Source organism: Parabacteroides sp. D25 (genome assembly GCF_000307475.1).
Classification (GTDB): Bacteria; Bacteroidota; Bacteroidia; order Bacteroidales; family Tannerellaceae; genus Parabacteroides; species Parabacteroides distasonis.
Genome location: NZ_JH976500.1, coordinates 266,578 through 287,995, shown reverse-complemented (window position 1 = coordinate 287,995; position 21,418 = coordinate 266,578). Strand labels below are relative to the sequence as shown.

Sequence of the window (21,418 nt, the reverse complement as noted above, 5' to 3'; positions counted from 1 at the left end):
AGCAGTTTTGACACTACTCAATCTTTCCTACCATCTTGGACGGGTCTACCCAACGATCAAACTCCTCGGCGGTCACATAACCGGACTCGATAGCCGCCTCCCGCAAAGTCTTATTTTCTTGATAGGCTTTCTGGGCGATAGCGGCGGCCTTGTAATATCCTATTTTCGGATTCAAGGCGGTAACCAGCATTAAGGAGCTATCCAGATGGCGTTTGATGTTTTCGTTCACCGGGGTAATGCCTTTTACGCAATGTTCGCTGAAATTCAGGCAACCGTCACCGATCAAGCGGGCGCTTTGCAAGAAGTTCGAGATAATCACCGGCTTAAATACGTTCAACTCGAACTGCCCGTTGGAGCCGGCTATCGAGATTGTCACGTCGTTACCCATTACTTGAGCGGCGATCATCGTCAATGACTCGCATTGCGTAGGATTCACCTTTCCCGGCATGATGGAGGAACCCGGCTCGTTCTCCGGCAAATGGATCTCACCGATACCGGCACGAGGACCTGAGCCCAACATTCGTATATCGTTTGCGATCTTCATTAAGCTGACCGCTACGGATTTCAAGGCTCCATGCGCCTCAACCAAGGCATCATGGGTAGCTAGGGCCTCGAATTTATTCGGAGCGGTTACAAAAGGAAGCCCAGTCAACTCTGATATCTTCTTAGCGACACACTCGTCATAATTGACCGGGGCGTTAATACCGGTCCCAACCGCCGTACCTCCTAAAGCCAATTCGGAGATATGCGATAGGGAATCCTTTACTTTCCGTATACCATATTCTAATTGAGCCGCATAGCCACTGAACTCTTGCCCCAATGTCAATGGAGTGGCATCCATAAAATGAGTCCTCCCGATCTTCACGATCTTCATGAACTCCTCACTTTTTAGCGCCAACGCACGATACAGACTCTCCAATCCCGGGATCGTCACCTCCGCTATCACCTTATAGGCGGCAATATGCATAGCGGAAGGAAACGTATCATTGGAGGATTGCGATTTATTCACGTCATCGTTCGGAAGCAGCACTTTCTCCTTATCCGTTAGCTTTCCTCCGCTCAGCACATGTGCCCGGTTGGCGATCACCTCATTGACATTCATATTCGTCTGGGTCCCGCTCCCCGTTTGCCATACAATCAAGGGGAAGGAGTCATTTAATTTACCCGCCAAGATCTCGTCGCATACCTTACCGATCAACTCGCATTTCTCCGGAGACAAGACACCGGCGTCTTTATTAGCCAAAGCCGCTCCTTTTTTCAAGTAAGCGAACGCCTCTATCACCTCTTCGGGCATCCGGCTAATATCGGTGGCGATCTTGAAATTATTCACGCTCCGTTGTGTTTGCGGCCCATAATAAACGTCCGCCGGCACTTCCACCTCACCTAAGGTATCTTTCTCTATTCTATACTTCATGACACATAAGTTTTATTAATCTCTTCTATGTATAAACTATCTGGATATCGAATTGTTTATGTTACATTCACGAGTATATCATGAAAAGACATTTATCATGGAACAGAATTCAGATCATAGAGAAACGGCTTATTTCGCCTCCGATGTTTTTTAATAGTTTTTCTTCTCGTCAATAATGTATTCGGGACGGGCCTTGATCTCGTCAAAGAGGATACCGACATATTGCCCTAACACGCCGACCGTCAATAACTGTACACCTCCAAAGAAGATAATGGAAGTCATGATAGAAGTCCAGCCAACCTCGGCGTTACTAAAACCATAGATCTTGCCCAACGTGAACCAAACCGCCAAGATTATACCGACCAATACGGATATAAACCCGAGACTCGTCGCCAAACGCAACGGCTTCTTCGAGAAATAAAGCATTGCCGTCGACGCGAATTTCAGCATCTTACTAATCGGATATTTCGTCTCGCCGGCGATACGCGCCTCACGCTCATAATAAAACGGCACTTGGTGGAAGCCCACCCAGCTTATCAAGCCACGGATATATTTTCCCCGTTCCTTAAAACGGTCGAACTCATTCATCACCTTCCGGTCCACTAAACGGAAATCTCCCGTATCCAGCGGGAAATGGACCTCGCTCATATAATTCATCACCCGGTAAAAAGCCTTGGAGGTGAACAGCTTGAAAAGACTCTCCCCTTCCCGTGACTTACGGACGCAATAAACCACGTTAGCATTCTCTCTCTCCTGCACTTCCAGCAGATCCGGAATCAATTCCGGCGGATCCTGCATATCGGCGTCGATGATAATCGCCAAATCAGCGTCACAGTTATTGATACCCGCCGTTACCGCCGGTTGATGACCGAAATTCCGGGAGAAGTGAATCACCTTCACATGAGGATCGGTAGCGGCTATATGATCCAACAAAGAACGTGTCTTATCCTGACTACCATCATTTATATAGATAATCTCCGTAGGGTTCGGCAACTTTACCAAGACCTCTTTCGTACGCCGATACGATTCCTCGATCACGGCTTCCTCGTTGTAACACGGGACTATAACCGCTAACTTCTTCATGCCTTTTAAGCTTTAAAGGTATAAAACTTATTTACTAAAAAATTAATCACCGTATAGAAAGCCATTCCAATCAAGTGGTTGTAGTAATGATCGATCGTAAGTCGGGAATTCAAGATCAGTACCAATCCGTACTGTAAAGCATAACAAATAATAAAAGCGATCGTGAACCGAACCGCCCCTTTCGTCCATCCGGTGGAACTTCCCTTGAAAGTCCATTGCTTGTTCCAGATGAAACTGTTTAATATGCCTGCCACATATCCCGTTAAGTTAGATAAACCTTCCCGGCATCCGAAGAGTTTCATCATCACCCAGATAACGATCATCGTTATCAAGGTATTGCTCAACCCGACTACACCATACTTAATAGCTTGCTTAATCGTCTCCATTCTTATTTATAATCTCGGAAACCTCCTCCGCTGTCAATTCCTTGACATTCGTGATCGTGAAAACATTCGAGAGGAAATCGCCGTATTGGTTACATTCATTGATCACCCGATCCAACGTGGCTTTTATATCCGTACGCACCGGGATCAAGAACACCAACTCCACATACTGCTCACCGATCGTCAAACGCTCGATCTCGCAGTCCGTTTTCGGCAGATAATAAGCGAACTCCCGCTCGATTGTCTGCCGCTGATATTCTTGGAAAGGTTTCTTGCCTTTAGACGTCATCAAGACATAGAAACGCAGCTTCTCCCCTTTTCCTCCCAAGCCGGTCGAGATATAAATTTGTTTCTCGTCGGAGAAATCGGACTCTAAGGAGATACGAGACTCCATCAAAGCCATGTAGGCCCAATCTGTCACTTCTGGGTCCGGATGCTGGGTGTATTCCTCCAACAAGCGGTACGCACGGACGGATTTCGAGGTAGCCAATTGAGATAACAGATATCTCTTCTCGGTCTTGTCCTTGGTTTCCTCCGTCAACAAAGTGTTGTACAGGGTCTCGCACTCATCCTCCGATAAGGGACGAGGAGGCCGGTTTTCCTTCCGTACGTTTTCCGAGTATTTGAAATACTCCATCTGAAGTTCAACCGGCACACGCTGTTCTAGTATATGGAAATGTCCCTCCATCCTACTGAAGGAATCACGGAACTTTTTGAATACATCACCTTCTTCTTTCATAGATCGTCTTTTTTCGTTATTAAACTCCCATAAACAAGAAACAAGAACAAAGGTAATGTTTTTTCCGGAATAAATAAAAATAACGTTATTTAAGCTCCCGCATAAATTAAAAACCCAAGTCCGATCACGAATAAAATAAACATCCCGACATTCAGACGATTGGAAATGGCTGGTGCTCCCTTGAACTCTTTCCAGATAAGGATGCCCCATAAAGCGGAGACTAGCGTGGCTCCTTGCCCCAATCCGTAAGATATAGCCGCTCCCGCTTTCTCTGACGCTATCATACTGAAAGATTGACCGATACACCAGATAACACCCCCCAATACACCCACGAGGTGCGTACTCATATTTCCCTTAAAATAACCGCATATGGAGACAGGCTTACCTTCCACCGGATGTTTCATTGCCAATGTGTTAAACAAGAAATTACTAACAAATACTCCTATGGCAAAAACAAATACGGCGGTATAAGGCGTCAACTTCCCGGGTGCCGGAGAAGCGAAATTCTCCATATCCATGGAAGCGGCGACAAAACGATAGAAAAAGGCCATGATCACGCCGGCCACAACCGATATAAGGATCCCCTTCCCCGATACTTTCTTGGTACCGACCAAGGCTTTCTTATAAGCCAGGCCATTCAAGATGATGGCGACCGTGATTAAAGCTACACCGATAAAGATATAAGTTGGTTCCCCCTTCGCCGCCCCGAAATAGTTAACCAATACGCCTAGCACCAAGGCTAATCCGATCCCAACCGGAAAAGCAACCGACAATCCGCAAATGGCGATCGCCGCAGACAACAAGATATTGGCAGCATTAAAAATAATACCGCCCAAAAAGGCACTCCCTAAACTAGCGAGGTTCGCTTGCGCCAAATCCGGCAGGAAACTGCGTCCTTCCGTCCCGATGCTACCCAAGGTAAAGCCGGAAATCAGAGAAAAGAGCAAGACACCAATCACGTAGTCCCAATAGAAGAACTCATATCTCCAAGTCTTGGAGGCTAATTTCTGCGTATTCCCCCACGATCCCCAACAAAGCATCGTAACGACACAGAATATGACAGCTAAAGAATAATCTTGTACGATATACATAAAAATACTATTTAATAGATCGTTGATGCATCATATAATTCTCTATCAAGGAAGCGACCTCCGTAGGCGGCATCTTCTCGATCAAACGAAGATCACGGCCATTGGGATTTGCCACCCAATTGTTAGTCCCCTCATCATCTACGACATGAAAGGTTCCTCGCTCTACATCGAAATAAGGCTCATAACCTTTTATAGCGACCAATACCGCCGTATGATCCCAGCTCATGCGCCCTTCTGGGTCTCCCTCCGCAAAACAAAGGGCATACGCATCTTTTACAGGACTGTTCTCCACGTTCATTTGCACCAGTTTCTTTCCGGTCAAGATTACGTTCCCGATCTCAAAACCGCTAAAGACAATCTCTGTAGGCCATTCCTCCGCTACGACTTTAGAGGCAGGGACATCGCAATACACATTGAATTCTTTACCTTCCGGAAACAGGCCCGCCATAGAAACCAAACGTTTCACTTTCTTGGCGACTAATTCCTTTCCGGAGAGATCGCTATATTCATCAGCTCCCGATTGAAGCAAATCCCTTAAATTAGAGAAGAAACCAATCGTACAAATAACAACGCTGGTATCCGGTTGTTCGCTCAGAATCTTACGATACACCTTCAGGGCATCCGGAGCGTCGGAAGTCTTCGCCGTATGATGCGGATAGTTAGCGGGTAACTCGTCAGTCCACTTCGTTTTATGCCAAGTAGTCAAGGAGGCCCCCGGTTCGCTCTTTGGTGCCCCTACCGGTATGTCCGGACGGTTGAAATAAGTATTCAGCACCTCAATGCAAGGCACCACCCGCTCATCATGGTTGGAGGAAAGAGTCGCAAGAATATTTACCTGACCGCTATCCGCCAAGGCATGCATCAAGGCCATAGCGCCCACATCATCATAGTCCGGACCTAAATCGGTATCTAGAATAAGATTTACCGGTTGAGGCTTATCGGTTTGAGAAACATTCCCCTTACAGGAGATAAACAAGGCGAATAAGCCCATCAGAAACAATGATTTCTTCATAATCTTTATAATTTTATTGGTGAACAATCTCTTTCGGAGCATCCGAGTAAATCAGTATCTCACCGAAATGTACGGAGACATCATTACGTGGATTTAGCCATTTAAACGTAGCCGTATGTTTTCCCTTGGGCAGCTGATACTTCCAAAACAGGTCGTTCCTACGAGTCGTATAGGATGCCGGAAGGTTCGCCGTCTCAACCAGCTCCCCATCTAGGTACATCTCTACTTTCGCTACGTATTTATCATCTTTAGCGTTCACAAAGCCTTTGAATACGGCGCCTGTTCCCTCAAATGGAAGTTCTCCTACATCGGACAAATTCTTATTAACCGCCACTTTCTCTATCGGATACATACCCTCGAAAGCCTTCTCGTAACGAACGGCTACAGGTTGCTGGCATTTGATCGTCACCTCGTCACCTGAAACGGAACCGCCGTTGCGCTCTATCACTTGCAACGCTTGATCGAAGCCCATTTGGTAAGTCTTATTCAATGAGATGGTCGTATAGGCAAAATCCATATTCTCCACCTCTCTCAAGTTCTTCATCCAATAATCCGGTATACGGCTATAACCAAGGATTGTTCCTAAGATACCACCCGCAGAGGCTGGGTTGCAATCCGAATCTTGTCCACAACGGGTAGAGATATCCAATGTCTTATAGAAATCTCCCTCACCATAAAGCAAGCCGATAAGAATGTATGCGCTATTGATCACGGCATCGATATTGAACGGAACGAAAACGCCATCCGGACAACCAATATCCGAGCTCCATTTCTTCTCACACTCAAACCAAGTGCGTTTCCAATCGTCCGGATATTCCTTATGCCAGCGGATCACATCGCTCATACATTTATAATAGGTACTTTGCTCCGGTATCGTCTTTAACGCCTCGGTCACGATAAACTCGATATCATCCGAGATAAACGATAACGAATACATCGCCCCGACATACACACCGCCGTACCAACCGTCTCCGTAATTCATGATATGCCCGATCTTATCAGAAATCTCGGAAGCCGTATTCGGCATACCCGGCGACATCAGTCCGGCATAGTCCGCCTCGATCTGATAATCCAGATCATCCGCATGAGGGTTATTCAGCCAATGGCCGGACGCCGGAGGCATGATCCCTTGCAAAATATTATAACGTGCCGACTGGTTAGCATGCCATAACGTATATCCCGCCGTAGCGAACGCCATGGCGAATGAGTCCACAGGAGCGTCCAATCCCAACCGGTCAAAGACATCCACGAATGTAAGGTCCATATAAACATCATCGTACAATCCGGGTACATTCTCGTACCACCACTTGATATATCCGTCCGGCCATACGATCGGTACGTATTCTTGAATCATCGTTCCGTTATATTTGAACTCCGTCGGACCGCCATACGTACAGCCTATGGTTTGTCCGGCCCAACCTCCCTTAATCTTATCCATCAACTTTTCTTTACTAATCGTAAACTCAGCGGGCACCGTCGTTTGATCCTTTGCCGAGGGTTGTTGGGAACATGAGGTCGCCCCTAGAAATAAAGAGGCTACCGTTATCACCGCAAATACTGTTTGTTTCATAATATTAGATTGTTTTTATAGATTAATCAAAAATATCCACCTCATTCCGGTAAGGAACAGAAGATTGCGCTCCCACACGAGTCACGGAAATGGCGGAAGCTTTGCAAGCGAATCTCACGGCTTCCCTTAAATCCCGCCCCTCAGCCAAAGCCACCGTTAAAGCGCCGTTGAAAATATCCCCGGCGGCAGTAGTATCAACGGCTTCCACTTTTATCGCAGGAACCATATCTACCATGGAATCACAATAGATCAAAGCTCCTTTTGAGCCTAAAGTAACGATTACGTTCTGTACTCCCATCTCCATTATAACTTGCGCAGCCTTCTTTGCGGAAACCTCATCCGTGATCTTCACGCCAGAGATCATCTCTGCCTCTGTCTCATTCGGGGTAATCATATACAGATGCCGGAGTAACGTAGCCGACAAAGTTTGAGCTGGAGCCGGATTCAATATTACCCGTTTGTTCTTCTTCGATGCCATCTTAGCGACAAACTCGACAGTATCCATAGGAATCTCCAATTGCATTAAAATCAAATCGGCTTTTTCTATCGCCTCTTCCGATTTCGCTAAATCAGAAGGTAATAGATTAGCATTAGCTCCGGAGGCCACCACAATACAGTTTTCAGCATGAGCATCCACCGTAATCAACGCTACGCCAGATGGATTCTTCGGATCTGAGAAAATATAGGAAGTATCAATCCCCTCTTCCTCAAATAGCTGCTGGGATTGATGTCCGAATATATCACTGCCTGTTTTACAAATAAACGAGACCTGTCCCCCTAACCGCACAACAGCAACCGCTTGATTCGCTCCTTTCCCACCCGGGTTCATAAAAAATGTTCCGCCTAATACCGTCTCTCCCGGACGAGGGAGATGATTCGTCTTTACGACCATATCGGTATTGCTACTTCCAACAACCAATATATTATGATTCCGTAAGTCTTTCATGCTTTTCTCTTATTAATCATTCGTTTAACAAAAATATCATATATTCCGCTTGGTACACCAGATTTCATGTTAATTTAAATTCATTCACCGATGTCGCAAATATAAAAAGATCCAAAATATAAAAATCATCAATTAATCTTCATCGTAGATAAACCCAAATCGATATATTTGCATCATACAATTTCTCATATTCACTATATATCAAACACTTGATAACATCAAAAGTCCATGAATAACACATACATATTATTAATGCTTGTCAACACCTTGACAAAAGCTGAGAAAAGATATTTCCATCTTTGCGCAAACCTTCAAAACGGTGATAAGGTATACCTCACCCTTTTTAATCTAATAGACGCTAATACGTCTCCCGAACAGCTGTATACACGCTTTTGTCAGATTCAAGACGGGAAGAGTTTCGAGACCGCAGTCAAACATTTATATCGGGTACTTCTAGAATGTTTAGTTAGACTAAGAGAAAAACAGGATGTCCAAACAAGAATTTTCAATTATATATCAAAGGCTGGCGTATTATTCGAACGAGAAATATTTGATGAAGCTTTCATTGAATTAGATAAAGCAAAAAAATTAGCGATCACTTATGAAAATGATTCCTTGCTTTTATTGATTCGGAGAACGGAACTGAAATACTTAAGCGCTCTCGATTTTAAAACAATCTCAGAAAAGCAGCTGGTAAACAAGCAAATGAAAATCAATGAAGTATTAAAATACGCAAGAACCCTTAATCAACATACACAGCTATACGATATTCTTAAACACCGTTTAATTAACAAAGGCTATATCCGTTCCGACAAACAAAAAGAGGATTTAAACGATCTCGTATTGAGCGAACTCCATTTAATCGCAAACAATTCCTACCAAGGATTCGAAGCGCAAAAGTTACATTTGCTATTCCAAGCCACTTATTATCTTAACTCCGGCAATTATAAATCGGCTATCCGATATTACCAAGAGCTTATCAACTTATTTAACGACAACCAACATTTAATATTAAATCCTCCTATCTACTATTTAAGTTCCATACAAGGTATTTTAGACAGTTTATGTATTGCCGGATTATATCATGAAACTCCCTTTTTCCTTTCTAAACTAGAAGAATTAACACAAAATGAGTACTCCACTGAATTCATCTTACATCTGAAAACCTTGATATATATCTACAAATCCAATAGCTTGTTACAAGCCGGAAACTTTGAACAGGCCTTAGAGCTAAGGGATAAGCAAGAAAATGAATTACTAAAAAAAGTAACATCATTAGGACTTGAGTCTCAATTACGGTTATATCTAAGCTTCGCTGTATTAGGCATGTATACGAAAGATTATGTACAAGCTCGCAAATACATGAAAAAGATATTTAGTTTGGGAAAGTTATTTTGCGCATTTCCTTCTTACAAGATAGCAAGATTGGTAAATCTTTTACTCCAAGCAGAATTAGGCAATTATGATTTCTTTGAGAACGAAATTATTTCCATCAAAAGAAACATCCGCTTCGAGAAACAGACTTATATCACAGAAAAGTTAATATTCAAGTTTATACAGGGCTATCCGCTTCCATCATACGAGAAAGCTAGAAATAAACGCTGGCTACAATACCAAAAAGACATTCAAAAAATCGAACAAGATAAATATGAACGCCAACTTTTAAAGACATTTGATGTCCTTGCTTGGATTGAGAGTAAATTAACCCAACGGTCGCTGGCAGATATTCTTGCAGAAAAAGCTCACTGATAGATTAATGCCAGAGCAAGTCATGACGTATGTAAAACCCGGCTTTCCATAATACCACTCATCTGCTGCAACGCCCAATCCACCAAGCCTTGGATATGGGGAATAAGACTTAATCCTCTTTCCGTTAAGCAGTATTCTACTCGGGGAGGAACTTCCGCATAGACCTTTCGTTCGATCAGACCATCCGATTCCAACGTGCGCAAGGTTACGGTCAGCATACGTTGCGATACATCCGCGATGGTTTTATGGATATCACTAAAGCGCATGGTACCATTAGCGCTTAAAGTGATAAGCACTAACATAGACCATTTATCTCCTAGCCGGCTCAATACGTCTCTCACGGGGCAATTCCCCGTCGGATGAAAGTTTTTCATTTTTTAACCTTTTCTATTTACTTGAATCTCAACAATGGTTACATCCATGTAAGTTCCTTATTTATAAGTGCCTTCTTGTTTTCTCTAAAAAAGGGGCTTACTTTTACGCCACAAAAGTAATAAACTTACGAAAAATAACTATTGTATCACTTAATAATTTACGATTATGGCAAAGAAAGTAGCAGTTTTAGCGGTAAATCCAGTAAATGGATTTGGTTTGTTCCAATATTTGGAATCATTTTTCGAGAATGGCATTACTTATAAAGTATATGCGGTAGCCGATTCAGAAGAGATCAAAACGAACTCTGGCATAGCTTTGACAGTAGACGATGTGATCGCTAATTTAAAAGGGCATGAAGATGAATACGACGCAATGGTATTCGCTTGTGGCGATGCGGTTCCTGTTTTCCAGCAGAACGCTAGCAAACAATACAATATCGATCTAATGGATGTGATTAAGAATTTCGGGGAAAAGGGTAAAATTATGATTGGACATTGCGCTGCCGCTATGCTCTTCGACTTCACCGGAATCACGGAAGGAAAGAAGCTAGCGGTACATCCGTTGGCTAAGCCTGCCATTAGCAAAGGACAAGCAACAGATGAGGATTCCGTAGTCGATGGCAATTTCTTTACAGCGAAAGAAGAACATTATATCTGTACTATGATGCCTCAAGTTTTGGAGGCCTTGAAGAAATAAGTTCTAAGTATCTTAGCTTCATCAGCAAAGTATCTTAAGTTCGTCGGCAAAGTAACCTAAGATACTTTGCCGATGAAGTTAACTTCGTTGCCGATGTAAGTTGCCTATAACATATCCACCGGATTCTCATTCGCCGCCCTCCAACTTTGGAACGTGACCACTCCTACCGTCAGGATACTGATCCCTAGCAATGCGACAAAATAAATCAAATAACCGACAGGGGCTTTCTCCATAAAATTACTGGCCCATCTCTCCATAAAATAATAGGAAACTGGAATCGAGATAACAAAACTAATGAGCAAGACCTTTAAATAGACTTTATTCAAACGATATAGTATCTCACTCACGAAAGATCCATACACCCGCCTTATACCAATTTCTCGCCGCTGATAGTGGACATCAAACAATACCAGACTTAAAATACCTGCCAATGCCATCCAGATAGATAAAACACTGGATAAAATAACCCGGTCGCCAAACTGGATTTCTTTTTCATACAGATGCCGGGAGAATGTATCGCAAAACTCAAAATCAGGTAAACATGAAGGGGAAAGTTCGTTGAGCATATTCCTAATATAAAGTAAAACATTCCCTTTATCAGCCCCCGGCATCAACTTTATATAAGCGTAAGGCATATATAATTCTTCATTCGTCACAAAAGCGACAGGATAAGTAGCTAGCGACTACGATGCTTTATGTGTGGAAGCAATCACCACCTCATCCGTAAATCCTAATACCCGGGCATCATTCCCCCAAAAGGTTTTCATACGGTCACCCACATGAAGGTTTAATTGCCTTTTCGCTTTTTGGTCAAAAACCAAAAGCAACTCTTTATTCCTCCCATCTTCCATCCTTGAGACACGTCCCTCGTTCGCGGTAATATCCATAAGGGATAAAAAATTAGGTGATACATTCAAATAATAAAAATAAATAGTCTCTCCATTAAACTCTGCGGCCCCGCCACGATTCTCATTAGTCGCTCCTATCTTACTAGCGGCGAAAGCCACATCCTCAATTCCCGCATAATCACGCAAACGGTTGGTAAAATTCTCTTTATATTTCTCGGTTATCTCCTTATTCAATTCTACGACAACTACATTATCATTCCCGAAACCAAAGGAATGACTCCGCATTGTCTCTATCTGCTTATAAATAAACAGTGACAGGACGATCAATATAATTGAAACCGTATACTGAAAACCAACCAGACATTCCCGCATTCTTTTTCCCTTTGGAGACAAACCGAAAGAACCGTTCAGCACGATTCGCTGAGGAATAGAAGTCGCATAAATAGCCGGATATGCACCGGCCAATAGTCCCGCACACAAAGCCATAAATAATCCACCAAAAAAAACTATTCCCTTCATATGAAAGCCTCCTCCAATGCAACCTTCATAAACCAATAACAGCAACAAGGATATAGCATAAGACAATAACGCAAAAAGAAAAGACTCCAACCAAAGAAATCCACGCAACCACCGTACCGAGTCCCCTAGAATTTTGCGGATGTTAATACTTTTTATTCTTGCCGGAACCAATGCCATTGTAAAGTTTATAAAATTAATCACTGCTATCAATACCACTAGAAACGAGGCGCTAAACAACAAATCCGTTTGTCTTTTATTCCCTGATTTTATGTAAGTAACGCTATTCATATCATTCATATAATAAATATCGCATAAATTCACCAAACGGGTCTGTACCTCTTGGAGCCTCTCGTATTGCTTGAAGGGGAATGCTTGGTTAAACTGGGAGCAAATGAGATCTTTTTGTGACGGATCATCTAAAAGGACATAACAAAGGAAAATCCAGTTATCCCAATCATCCATACAATAAGTCGACGATAAAGAAGTATAAATGGCATTATTCAATTGTGTGTTTTCCGGGAAATCTTTATAAACTCCTCCTACGACTAGTGATTTCCGTTCCTTGCTCCAAATCTCTTCTTCCGCAAGCAACTCCTTACCAATAGCCGATGACTCGCCAAATATCTTCCGTGCCATACTCTCCGGCAAAAGGCATTTCTCCGGATCATCTAAGCAATCCAGTGAACCTTCCACCAATTGGAAGTCAAATATAGAAACGATCCCCGGAGTACAGGTTATCACCGGTTCCTTATAACCTTTGAGAATCTCGTCCCTCCCGATCGTAAAATAAACTTCCCCTACGTAAGGATTTATGATCGTACTTTCCAATATATGTGGAGAAGACGAGGCGAACGCTTGGGCAAAAGGCAGGATTTGCGTAGGCCATTGACTTTTACTTGTCACACAATCCAATCGATAAATAGCCTCGGCTTTCGAGTGTATTTTATCAAAAGTTCGTTCGGATTCCGTACGGATAGCTACGCTATCAAATAAAGTAAAGGCGATAACGAGGCCGCATATATTTAGTGTTGCCGCCATTTTATTTACCTTCAACGTGATAATAAAATTTCGATATATAGAGTTCATGATACGCTTGTTTTTCGTATATAATAAATTGACACAATTCTCCCCTATACCCTTAAAGACAGGGCATAATCATGTCTAATCCAGCATACGACAAAGCACATAGCAAGAGTATCGTTCTTGCCAAAAGACGGATTTTAATCGAACATAACTTACCCTCCGTTCGTAAAACAACAAAGCTACCGACAGGGTAAACAAAGCGAGGAAAAAAGTCAATGAGGCAATAAGAAACAAAAGCTTCTCCCCAAAAGCGGGGAAAGACGTCAAAGGAGTTATGATTTCTTGAAAAGAGATGAAAGCAGCCGGCTCTTTATTCGCTATTGAAAATAAAGATGTAGAAGCACACACCCGTACCTCCTTTTGGGAGAAAGAATCGTTGGCGACCACAGTCAATGCGGCAAAAACGACCATGCACAAAAACATTGCCCTTAACCATTTTCATAACAAGAACAAAATTGATCAAAGGCAAATGTATGGATTTTCACTCAATAAATCCAAACAATAAGCATGCAAATAACACGAATATGTAAATCATTGATTATCATCATCCTTAAAAACATGATTATATTTCTGAAAAAACACGTACATGTTTTCCACAAAAGTCGTACATGTTTTTCGGAAAACACGTACACGTTTTTACCGGATCATACGACAGAAGACAAGAACAAATATAGAAATAGACAATAACCCTCCTTATTATGATGAGAATTTCCCTCATCAGTACCGTGTAAGTTTGAGACTATATCAAAACCCAAGCCCCAACTCAAAGGCGAACCGGAAACTATCCGTCGAGCCGAACCAAGAATATTTAGTGGTGAACTTATTCAAGAAAGTAAGCCAAATCCCGCCACCATAGGAAGTATGCCAACTATGGGAACGCTCACCGGGAAACCAGACCCTACCATAATCAAAGCCCGCGAATAGACCATATTTTAAGGGAGTGAACGGATTCTTTAGTTTTCCCATGTCCAAGCGTAAATCCGAGTATTGGTAAAAGGATTGCTTTCCGATAAAACGGTTATCACGAAATCCCCTTAAATCAATCGTGGCGGCTTGATAGAACTCATAGTCATTATCGAATAATACCGTCCCCTTCATCAAGGAGGCCCAAGTAAAACGATCCGAGAACCGTACGTTCCATGAAAGGCTTCCCTGCGCATAGGGGAAATTACGCTCCGGCTTTTTCAAATTCATTTTCCATCCGGCCGTCCATTCGGTTTCCAATAGGGGAAGCCACGAATAAGGCTGTTTCGTTATCCGGTAAGTAGCCCCAAGACCCACGAAATAATTCGTACGGAAAATAGGATGATCTTCTCCATAAACCGTATAAATATATCGATCATCCGTACGTTTAGCCTTATACATATCCAAAGAGCCAAAGAATGTCACCACCTCTTCCTTCCTCAAATCCATCTCGAAGGATGGATTAAGCATATACGTCCGGAGCTTCACCCGGTTATAATTCTTTTTTTCCTCTTTATAGCCCGCCGTATTATTTCCAAATCCGAAGAAGTTCTCGAAGTTACGGGGTGAAGAGATGGAGGCATTCAGGTATAAACGTCTCCGGCCGTCATAATTAGGGAAGACACCTGCATACATAAACCCTTTCAAATAATTATACCCGATCCGATGCTGATAGGTAAATGGGGCTCGTTTAAAGCCATACATCGTATATGTAAAGAACGTACCCAAACTTATACCTTTATCCGAGTCATATATTCCCCACGGGGTAAAAGATATCTTATGGTATTTTATCTTCTGGTAATCATATTTATAATCCTTATCATAGACATGTATTTTCCGGTTATGATTCAATTGGTATTGGTTCTCCCCCTCTCCGGAGATCAAGTATATCGGAAAATCTTTCCGTGTATTTCCCTTCACTTCAAACGTATCGTTTCCCGCAAGCCCGTATAACCACAGTTCCTTGGTTTCCCTGCCGGAGAATTGTTGTTCCAACCTACAGTCTCCGGTCTCGGGATCATAAATCCGTAAAATAGTTCGGTCCGGCGCTTGCCGCTCGATCAAGAAATAATCGGATTGATTGGTTCCGGCAACCACTGGCGTACGTTGCAATAAGCGATAATATTGGCTGGCAACCGCTTCCAGTTCTAGCCTCCTTCGTTTCAACTTTCGTTTAATCAGTTCTATCTCATCATGTTTTACACCTTCCGGCAAATAAGTAAAAGCGCTATCGATCAAAGAGTCGGTCATCTGTTTCCGAATTTCTTGGGCTTGGCGTATCCAAACCGACTCATCACTGCGGCCTGCTACCGCCATATCCAGCGCAAAAGCTAGCTTATTGATTTTCTTTGTATCTTTTAAAATCAAGCTATCATAATTACAGATAAAATCCAACGATAACATCTTCAACATTTGCTTGAACAATACTCCGTCCACCTTCGTGAAAGCATGATTCCTATCGATCACGATCGGGGTATAAATTACGCTATCATTGACGGTATGTGATTGCCACTCCCAGTTTTCGTTCGTCTTATTCCAATCTCCGATCCACATATCGAAAATACGTTCCCGAATGTATAGATTTTGATCCGCCATATAGTTTTTACTCACTTGAAGGCTGTCTAGAAAGTCTTCCGTGGTATACAAATTAGACCTTAAATTAATATCCGGAACATTGATTAGATTGACCAGCCTATCTTGTATGTCGCTGCCGTCCGCAACCGTGTCTTTCCGCATGTGGGAAGGAATATAGTAAATACTGGAGGGAGAAAAACTCAATCCCGCGGACTTCGCTAAATAATCTGCGACCAAAAAGGTATAGGGATTGATAATCGTATAAGCATCTCCTAAGAACTCATCCAAATAGGTATTCTTAAAATCAGCCTTATTATATATTTCCCGGAAAAACTTCGACTCCAAGAAACTCGTAGAGCCACCCAAGGGCTTTAGCAAATACAATTGCTTACGCTTATTCTCCAACAATAATCCGTGAAACCCTTCCGCTTGCCCGACGATGTCCATCCCACCCCCCAACGTTTCTATCGTAGCCGAAGGAACCCTGATCGGGATCGTATAAAGGTGACGATAATGCCTCCCCCACATCCAATTATAGATCTTGCTTTTACCACTATCCGCTTGCGGATAAATGGACTTACGTACCCAATCTTGAGATTGGGAATAAAGCAAGCCGGGCATAAGCACAAAGAGTATGAGTATGATATATTTATAGGATGACCGCATGGACAATTTCTTTCTATCTCTGTTTTACTAATAACAGGGGTAAGACAAGAGTTGTTTTGTTTTTTTAGCCTAAGAGAAGAATCAAGGACTTGACGTATAAACAAGCAATAATTATATATTTTTGGCAGACAAATCTAAAATCATGCTATAAAACATTATTCAGAAAGGTTATAAATACAAAGAAGAAAGTTACTTTTACACGCAATTTCAATAATATTGATACGCATGAAGAACATAAATACACTGTCGGGCTTGTCTGTTGCTAACTTCAGCAAGCAAATTGACGGGAAAGAAACGGCGCTTTATACCCTGTGTAACAAGGTTGGAGCAGAGCTAGCGATCACGAATTATGGAGCGAAAATCGTCTCGCTGATGGTTCCGGATAAGAACGGAAAAATGACCGATGTCGTTACTGGCCATAATTCGATTGAAGAGTACTTAACATCAGAAGAACCTTATTTCGGTGCCATTTGCGGTCGTTATGGAAATCGTATCGCCGCTGGAAAATTCACGATCGACGGTGTTACTTATGACAAATTAGCCATAAATAATGGCCCCAATAGCTTGCATGGCGGAATCAAGGGATTCAATGCGGTCGTATGGGACGCCAAGCAAATAGACGAGCAAACCATTGAATTGAAATATACCTCCGCCGATGGCGAAGAAGGTTTCCCCGGAGAACTAAAGACAACCGTAACTTATCATCTGACAAATGAGAATGAGGTCGTTATCTCCTATCAAGCCTCTACGGACAAACCTACGGTCTTGAACCTAACCAATCATTCTTATTTTAACCTATCCGGTGCGGGAGATCCTTATATAGGAGACCATATCCTCACGATCAACGCCGACTATTACCTGCCTACAGACAATACGGCAATCCCGTACGGACCTAAAGAGAAAGTAGAAGGTACACCGATGGACTTCCGGACTCCTCATGAGGTAGGCGAACGAATCAATGACAATTTCGAACAGCTTATATTCGGTAAGGGATATGACCACACGTACATATTAAATAAAGAAGACAACGAACTTTCTTACTGCGCTCGCTGCTCCTCCCCCAAGACCGGTATCGTAATGGAAACTTATACGACTCAACCGGGCGTGCAATTATACACAGGTAACTGGATGACTGGGAATTTCGAAGGTAAGAACGGACAACGCTACCCGGAACGGGCCGCTTTATGTCTGGAAACCCAACATTTCCCCGATAGCCCCAACAAACCGGAATATCCGACAACGGAACTCCGCCCGGGCGAGATTTTCCAAAGTACTACTATTTATAAATTCAGTGTAGAATAAGAGAATAATTTAAGTAATCTAATAATCTAAAACAACAAAAAAGAAATGGAATCAACAGCAAAAAAGAATTACACATTGCCTATTATCATGATGGTGGCTCTCTTCTTCATGATATCTTTCGTGACGGGTCTACAGAACCCATTCGGTATCATCGTTAAGAACCAGTTCGCTGCCAGCAACTTCATGTCGCAGCTGGGTAACGCAGCTAACTTTATCGCCTATGCCTTCATGGGTATTCCGGCCGGTATGCTATTGCAGAAGATCGGTTACAAGAAAACCGCTTTGTTAGCGATCATCGTAGGTTTCTGTGGTGTAGGCATTTCTTATCTTTCCGGTGTGGCTGGTAGCTACGCTGTTTATTTGACAGGTGCTTTCGTGTCCGGTTTCTCTATGTGTATGTTGAATACCGTAGTAAACCCGATGTTGAACACGCTAGGTGGTGGTGGAAACAAAGGTAACCAATTAATTCAGGTTGCCGGTTCCGTGAACTCTATCGGTGCTACGATCGTTCCGGTATTGGTTGGTTATTTGATCGGTGACGCTGCTAAGGCTCAGATCAGTGACGCTAACCCGGCATTGTTCTTGGCTATGGGTATCTTTGCCATCGTATTTATCGTATTGTTCTGCATGCAAATTCCAGAACCGCATATGGTTAAGGAAAATGAAGCCAAGACTCCGGACAAGCACAGCGCGCTTTCTTTCCGTCACTTCATTTTAGGTGCCATCGCAATCTTCTTGTATGTGGGTGTCGAAGTAGGTATTCCTAACTTCATGAACTTGTTCGCTACTTCTTCTGAGATCGGTATCGATCCTACAGTAGCCGGTTCTATCGTGGGTACATATTGGTTCTTGATGATGATCGGACGTCTGTTCGGTGCCTCTTTCGGAGCTAAGATCTCTAGTAAGGCGATGTTGTCATCAGCCGCCACGGTAGGTATGATCTTTATCTTGATCGCTATCTTTGCCCCTGCTACGACTAAAGTTAGTATGCCTGTATTCTTGTCAGATATCTCTTTCGGTATGGTTGAGGTTCCTGTCGGAATCATGTTCATGGCTCTTTGTGGTTTATGTACTTCCATCATGTGGGGTGGTATCTTCAACTTGGCAGTAGAAGGTTTAGGTAAATATACGGCAGCCGCTTCCGGTATCTTCATGGTAATGGTTTGCGGTGGAGGTATTCTTCCGTTGATCCAAGGAGCCGTAGCCGACGCTGGCGGTTTCATTACCAGCTTCTGGGTGGTATTCCTAGGATTGGCATATTTGCTATATTACGCTTTGATTGGTAGCAAGAACGTAAACAAAGATATTCCTGTTGAATAATAAGGACAGGACATAATATAATAAAGAAGAAATTATCCGGCAGAGTTTTCTGAATGGATAATTTCTTCTTGTTTATTCAATTATTTACCTTAATCAAATTAAGTATCATGCAACAAAAAATCAGAACTAAATTTAAAGAGTTATTTAATACCGAAGGTAGCTTATACACATCTCCGGGACGTATTAACTTGATCGGTGAACATACTGATTATAATGGAGGTTTCGTTTTTCCGGGTGCCGTAGATAAAGGAATGATCGCCGAGATCAAACCAAATGGGACGGGCAAAGTCCGGGCGTTCTCCATCGACTTAAATGATTACGCTGAATTCGGCTTGACCGAGGAGGACGCTCCTTCCGCAAGCTGGGCAAGATATATCTTTGGCGTATGCCGGGAGATTATTAAACGAGGTGGCAATATCCAAGGTTTCGATACCGTATTCGCTGGAGACGTACCTCTGGGCGCTGGAATGTCTTCTTCCGCCGCATTGGAAAGTACTTATGCTTTCGCATTGAATGACTTATTCTCATTGAACATCGATAAATTCGAGTTGGCTAAGATCGGTCAGGCTACAGAACATAATTATTGTGGCGTGAATTGCGGTATCATGGACCAATTCGCTTCCGTATTCGGCAAGGCCGGAAGTTTGATCCGCTTGGATTGCCGTTCTTTGGAATATAAATATTATCCGTTTAATCCGGTTGGTTACAAACTCGTGTTATTGGATTCGGTCGTTAAGCACGAGTTGGCGTCCTCAGCCTACAACAAACGCCGTAAATCCTGTGAGAACGTGGTAGCCGCCATTCGCCGCAACCATCCGGAAGTAGAGTTCTTACGTGACGCTACGATGGAGATGCTGAACGAGGTAAAAGCGGATGTCAGCGCAGAGGATTACATGCGTGCCGAATATGTTATCGAGGAAATCCAACGCGTACTCGACGTATGTGCCGCTCTGGAGAAAGGCGACTATGAGACTGTCGGCGAAAAGATGTACGGCACGCATCAGGGTATGAGCAAGCTTTATGAAGTTAGCTGCGAGGAACTGGATTTCTTGAACAATATCGCCAAGGAATGTGGTGTAACCGGTTCTCGTGTCATGGGTGGAGGATTCGGTGGTTGTACGATAAACTTGGTTAAGGATGAGTTGTACGACGATTTCGTGAAGAAAGCCTTCTCTGCTTATAAAGAGAAGTTTGGCCGTGAACCTAAATTATATAATGTAGTAATCAGCGACGGAGCACGCAAGCTCTGTTAATCTTTAAAATCCATAAAACGATGTCAGCAGCTTTTTATCAAGACGAAGTAAAATTCTATGTTGCCGTAGATTGTATCATTCTAGGGTTTAACAATAAGGAGTTGAATGTTTTATTATACAAACGTTCGTTCGAGCCGATGAAAGGACAATGGTCCCTTATGGGAGGCTTCGTGAAATCCGGGGAAAGCGTGAATGAAGCAGCATCACGGGTATTAACGGATTGCACGGGTATCGAGCATCTTTTTATGGAACAAATAGGGGCTTACGGAGATGTATCGCGTGACTTAGGGGAACGGGTTATCTCCGTAGCTTACTATTCCTTGGTGAATATGAATGATTTCAGCCCCGAGATCTTGGAAAGCCATAACGCTACTTGGACCAAGATATCCGAGCTTCCCGACTTGATTTTCGACCATAACCAAATGATAAACGATACGTTGTCCGTCCTTAAAAAGAAGGCGGCAAGCCGCCCTATCGGTTTCAATTTGCTTCCCGAGCAATTTACCTTGCCCCAACTACAGACATTGTATGAGGCCATTTACCAAACCCCTTTAGACAAACGGAACTTTCGCAAAAAGCTAAACGCCATGGATATTCTGGAGAAACTGGATATCAAAGACAAGAAAAGTTCCAAACGAGGAGCTTTCCTCTACAAATTCAACGAGAAAAAATACAACAAATGGGTTGAACAGGGTTTCGACTTCTCGCTCTAATCCGAATGATGTATATCCGCAAGAATAAGGCGCTCAGCGGGCTATCTTAAATATCTCTCAATTTATCAAAAATATAAGAAGATAGGAACCTTTACCGAAAAGGAATTGTTTGATTGAT

At 42.9% G+C, this 21,418-nt stretch carries 19 protein-coding genes; 7 read left to right on the top strand and 12 right to left on the bottom strand.

The annotated features are described in order from the left end of the window. Positions 1 to 13: 13 nt before the first annotated feature. The 8 genes from fumC to rbsK form a co-directional block, all read right to left on the bottom strand. Complete coding sequence (gene fumC / locus HMPREF0999_RS01130; RefSeq protein WP_009274949.1) at positions 14 to 1,414, bottom strand: class II fumarate hydratase; 1,401 nt, start codon at positions 1,412 to 1,414, stop codon at positions 14 to 16. Positions 1,415 to 1,564: 150 nt separating this feature from the next. Beyond that, positions 1,565 to 2,497, bottom strand: coding sequence for a glycosyltransferase family 2 protein (locus tag HMPREF0999_RS01125; RefSeq protein WP_005858063.1), 933 nt, complete (start codon positions 2,495 to 2,497; stop codon positions 1,565 to 1,567). Positions 2,498 to 2,502: 5 nt separating this feature from the next. After that, on the bottom strand, positions 2,503 to 2,883 hold the full coding sequence (locus HMPREF0999_RS01120) for a GtrA family protein (RefSeq protein WP_005858065.1): 381 nt from the start codon (positions 2,881 to 2,883) through the stop codon (positions 2,503 to 2,505). Next, entirely contained in the window at positions 2,870 to 3,619 is a 750-nt protein-coding gene (locus HMPREF0999_RS01115) for a hypothetical protein (protein WP_009274948.1), read from the bottom strand. The genes HMPREF0999_RS01120 and HMPREF0999_RS01115 overlap by 14 nt, the downstream gene beginning before the upstream one ends. An 89-nt stretch (positions 3,620 to 3,708) precedes the next feature. Then, positions 3,709 to 4,710: a GRP family sugar transporter gene (locus tag HMPREF0999_RS01110; protein ID WP_005858069.1), complete on the bottom strand. Its 1,002-nt coding sequence runs from the start codon at positions 4,708 to 4,710 to the stop codon at positions 3,709 to 3,711. Between the two features lie 7 nt (positions 4,711 to 4,717). Further along, complete coding sequence (locus tag HMPREF0999_RS01105; protein ID WP_005858071.1) at positions 4,718 to 5,722, bottom strand: nucleoside hydrolase; 1,005 nt, start codon at positions 5,720 to 5,722, stop codon at positions 4,718 to 4,720. A gap of 13 nt (positions 5,723 to 5,735) precedes the next feature. Further along, positions 5,736 to 7,292 (bottom strand): ADP-ribosylglycohydrolase family protein, encoded by a 1,557-nt coding sequence (locus HMPREF0999_RS01100; protein WP_005858072.1) that lies wholly within the window; start codon positions 7,290 to 7,292, stop codon positions 5,736 to 5,738. A 22-nt stretch (positions 7,293 to 7,314) separates the two neighbouring features. Further along, positions 7,315 to 8,238: a ribokinase gene (gene rbsK, locus HMPREF0999_RS01095; protein WP_009274947.1), complete on the bottom strand. Its 924-nt coding sequence runs from the start codon at positions 8,236 to 8,238 to the stop codon at positions 7,315 to 7,317. A 228-nt stretch (positions 8,239 to 8,466) separates the two neighbouring features. On the opposite strand from rbsK, the gene HMPREF0999_RS01090 reads away from it, so the two are divergent. Continuing rightward, entirely contained in the window at positions 8,467 to 9,987 is a 1,521-nt protein-coding gene (locus HMPREF0999_RS01090; RefSeq protein ID WP_009274946.1) for a hypothetical protein, read from the top strand. Positions 9,988 to 10,007: 20 nt separating this feature from the next. Here HMPREF0999_RS01090 and HMPREF0999_RS01085 read toward each other — a convergent pair whose 3' ends face one another. Then, complete coding sequence (locus tag HMPREF0999_RS01085) at positions 10,008 to 10,361, bottom strand: winged helix-turn-helix transcriptional regulator (RefSeq protein ID WP_005858079.1); 354 nt, start codon at positions 10,359 to 10,361, stop codon at positions 10,008 to 10,010. A 166-nt stretch (positions 10,362 to 10,527) separates the two neighbouring features. On the opposite strand from HMPREF0999_RS01085, the gene HMPREF0999_RS01080 reads away from it, so the two are divergent. Then, the gene (locus tag HMPREF0999_RS01080) at positions 10,528 to 11,058 is read left to right on the top strand and encodes a DJ-1/PfpI family protein (protein ID WP_009274945.1); all 531 of its coding nucleotides are present in this window, start codon (positions 10,528 to 10,530) and stop codon (positions 11,056 to 11,058) included. A gap of 104 nt (positions 11,059 to 11,162) precedes the next feature. On the opposite strand, the gene HMPREF0999_RS22845 is transcribed toward HMPREF0999_RS01080, so the two are convergent. After that, positions 11,163 to 11,624, bottom strand: a complete 462-nt coding sequence (locus tag HMPREF0999_RS22845) for an ABC transporter permease (protein ID WP_226769894.1) — start codon at positions 11,622 to 11,624, stop codon at positions 11,163 to 11,165. 117 nt (positions 11,625 to 11,741) lie between these two features. Further along, positions 11,742 to 13,511, bottom strand: a complete 1,770-nt coding sequence (locus HMPREF0999_RS01075; protein ID WP_009274943.1) for an ABC transporter permease — start codon at positions 13,509 to 13,511, stop codon at positions 11,742 to 11,744. A 289-nt stretch (positions 13,512 to 13,800) separates the two neighbouring features. Between HMPREF0999_RS01075 and HMPREF0999_RS22385 the strand changes: the two genes are divergently transcribed. Further along, complete coding sequence (locus tag HMPREF0999_RS22385; protein WP_154396028.1) at positions 13,801 to 14,013, top strand: hypothetical protein; 213 nt, start codon at positions 13,801 to 13,803, stop codon at positions 14,011 to 14,013. Between the two features lie 239 nt (positions 14,014 to 14,252). Here the strand turns inward: HMPREF0999_RS22385 and HMPREF0999_RS01065 are convergent, their stop codons facing one another. Continuing rightward, on the bottom strand, positions 14,253 to 16,712 hold the full coding sequence (locus HMPREF0999_RS01065) for a hypothetical protein (protein ID WP_005858089.1): 2,460 nt from the start codon (positions 16,710 to 16,712) through the stop codon (positions 14,253 to 14,255). 225 nt (positions 16,713 to 16,937) lie between these two features. On the opposite strand from HMPREF0999_RS01065, the gene HMPREF0999_RS01060 reads away from it, so the two are divergent. From HMPREF0999_RS01060 to HMPREF0999_RS01045, 4 genes are all read left to right on the top strand, one after another. Then, positions 16,938 to 18,014 (top strand): aldose epimerase family protein, encoded by a 1,077-nt coding sequence (locus HMPREF0999_RS01060; RefSeq protein ID WP_009274942.1) that lies wholly within the window; start codon positions 16,938 to 16,940, stop codon positions 18,012 to 18,014. A 45-nt stretch (positions 18,015 to 18,059) separates the two neighbouring features. Continuing rightward, a complete protein-coding gene (locus HMPREF0999_RS01055; RefSeq protein WP_005858093.1) occupies positions 18,060 to 19,334 on the top strand; it encodes an MFS transporter in 1,275 nt (424 codons plus the stop codon). A gap of 107 nt (positions 19,335 to 19,441) precedes the next feature. Then, positions 19,442 to 20,587 carry a galactokinase gene (gene galK / locus HMPREF0999_RS01050; RefSeq protein WP_009274941.1) on the top strand — a complete coding sequence of 382 codons (1,146 nt, stop codon included), beginning with the start codon at positions 19,442 to 19,444 and terminating at the stop codon, positions 20,585 to 20,587. A gap of 20 nt (positions 20,588 to 20,607) precedes the next feature. Continuing rightward, on the top strand, positions 20,608 to 21,300 hold the full coding sequence (locus HMPREF0999_RS01045; RefSeq protein WP_005858097.1) for an NUDIX hydrolase: 693 nt from the start codon (positions 20,608 to 20,610) through the stop codon (positions 21,298 to 21,300). Positions 21,301 to 21,418 lie beyond the last annotated feature (118 nt).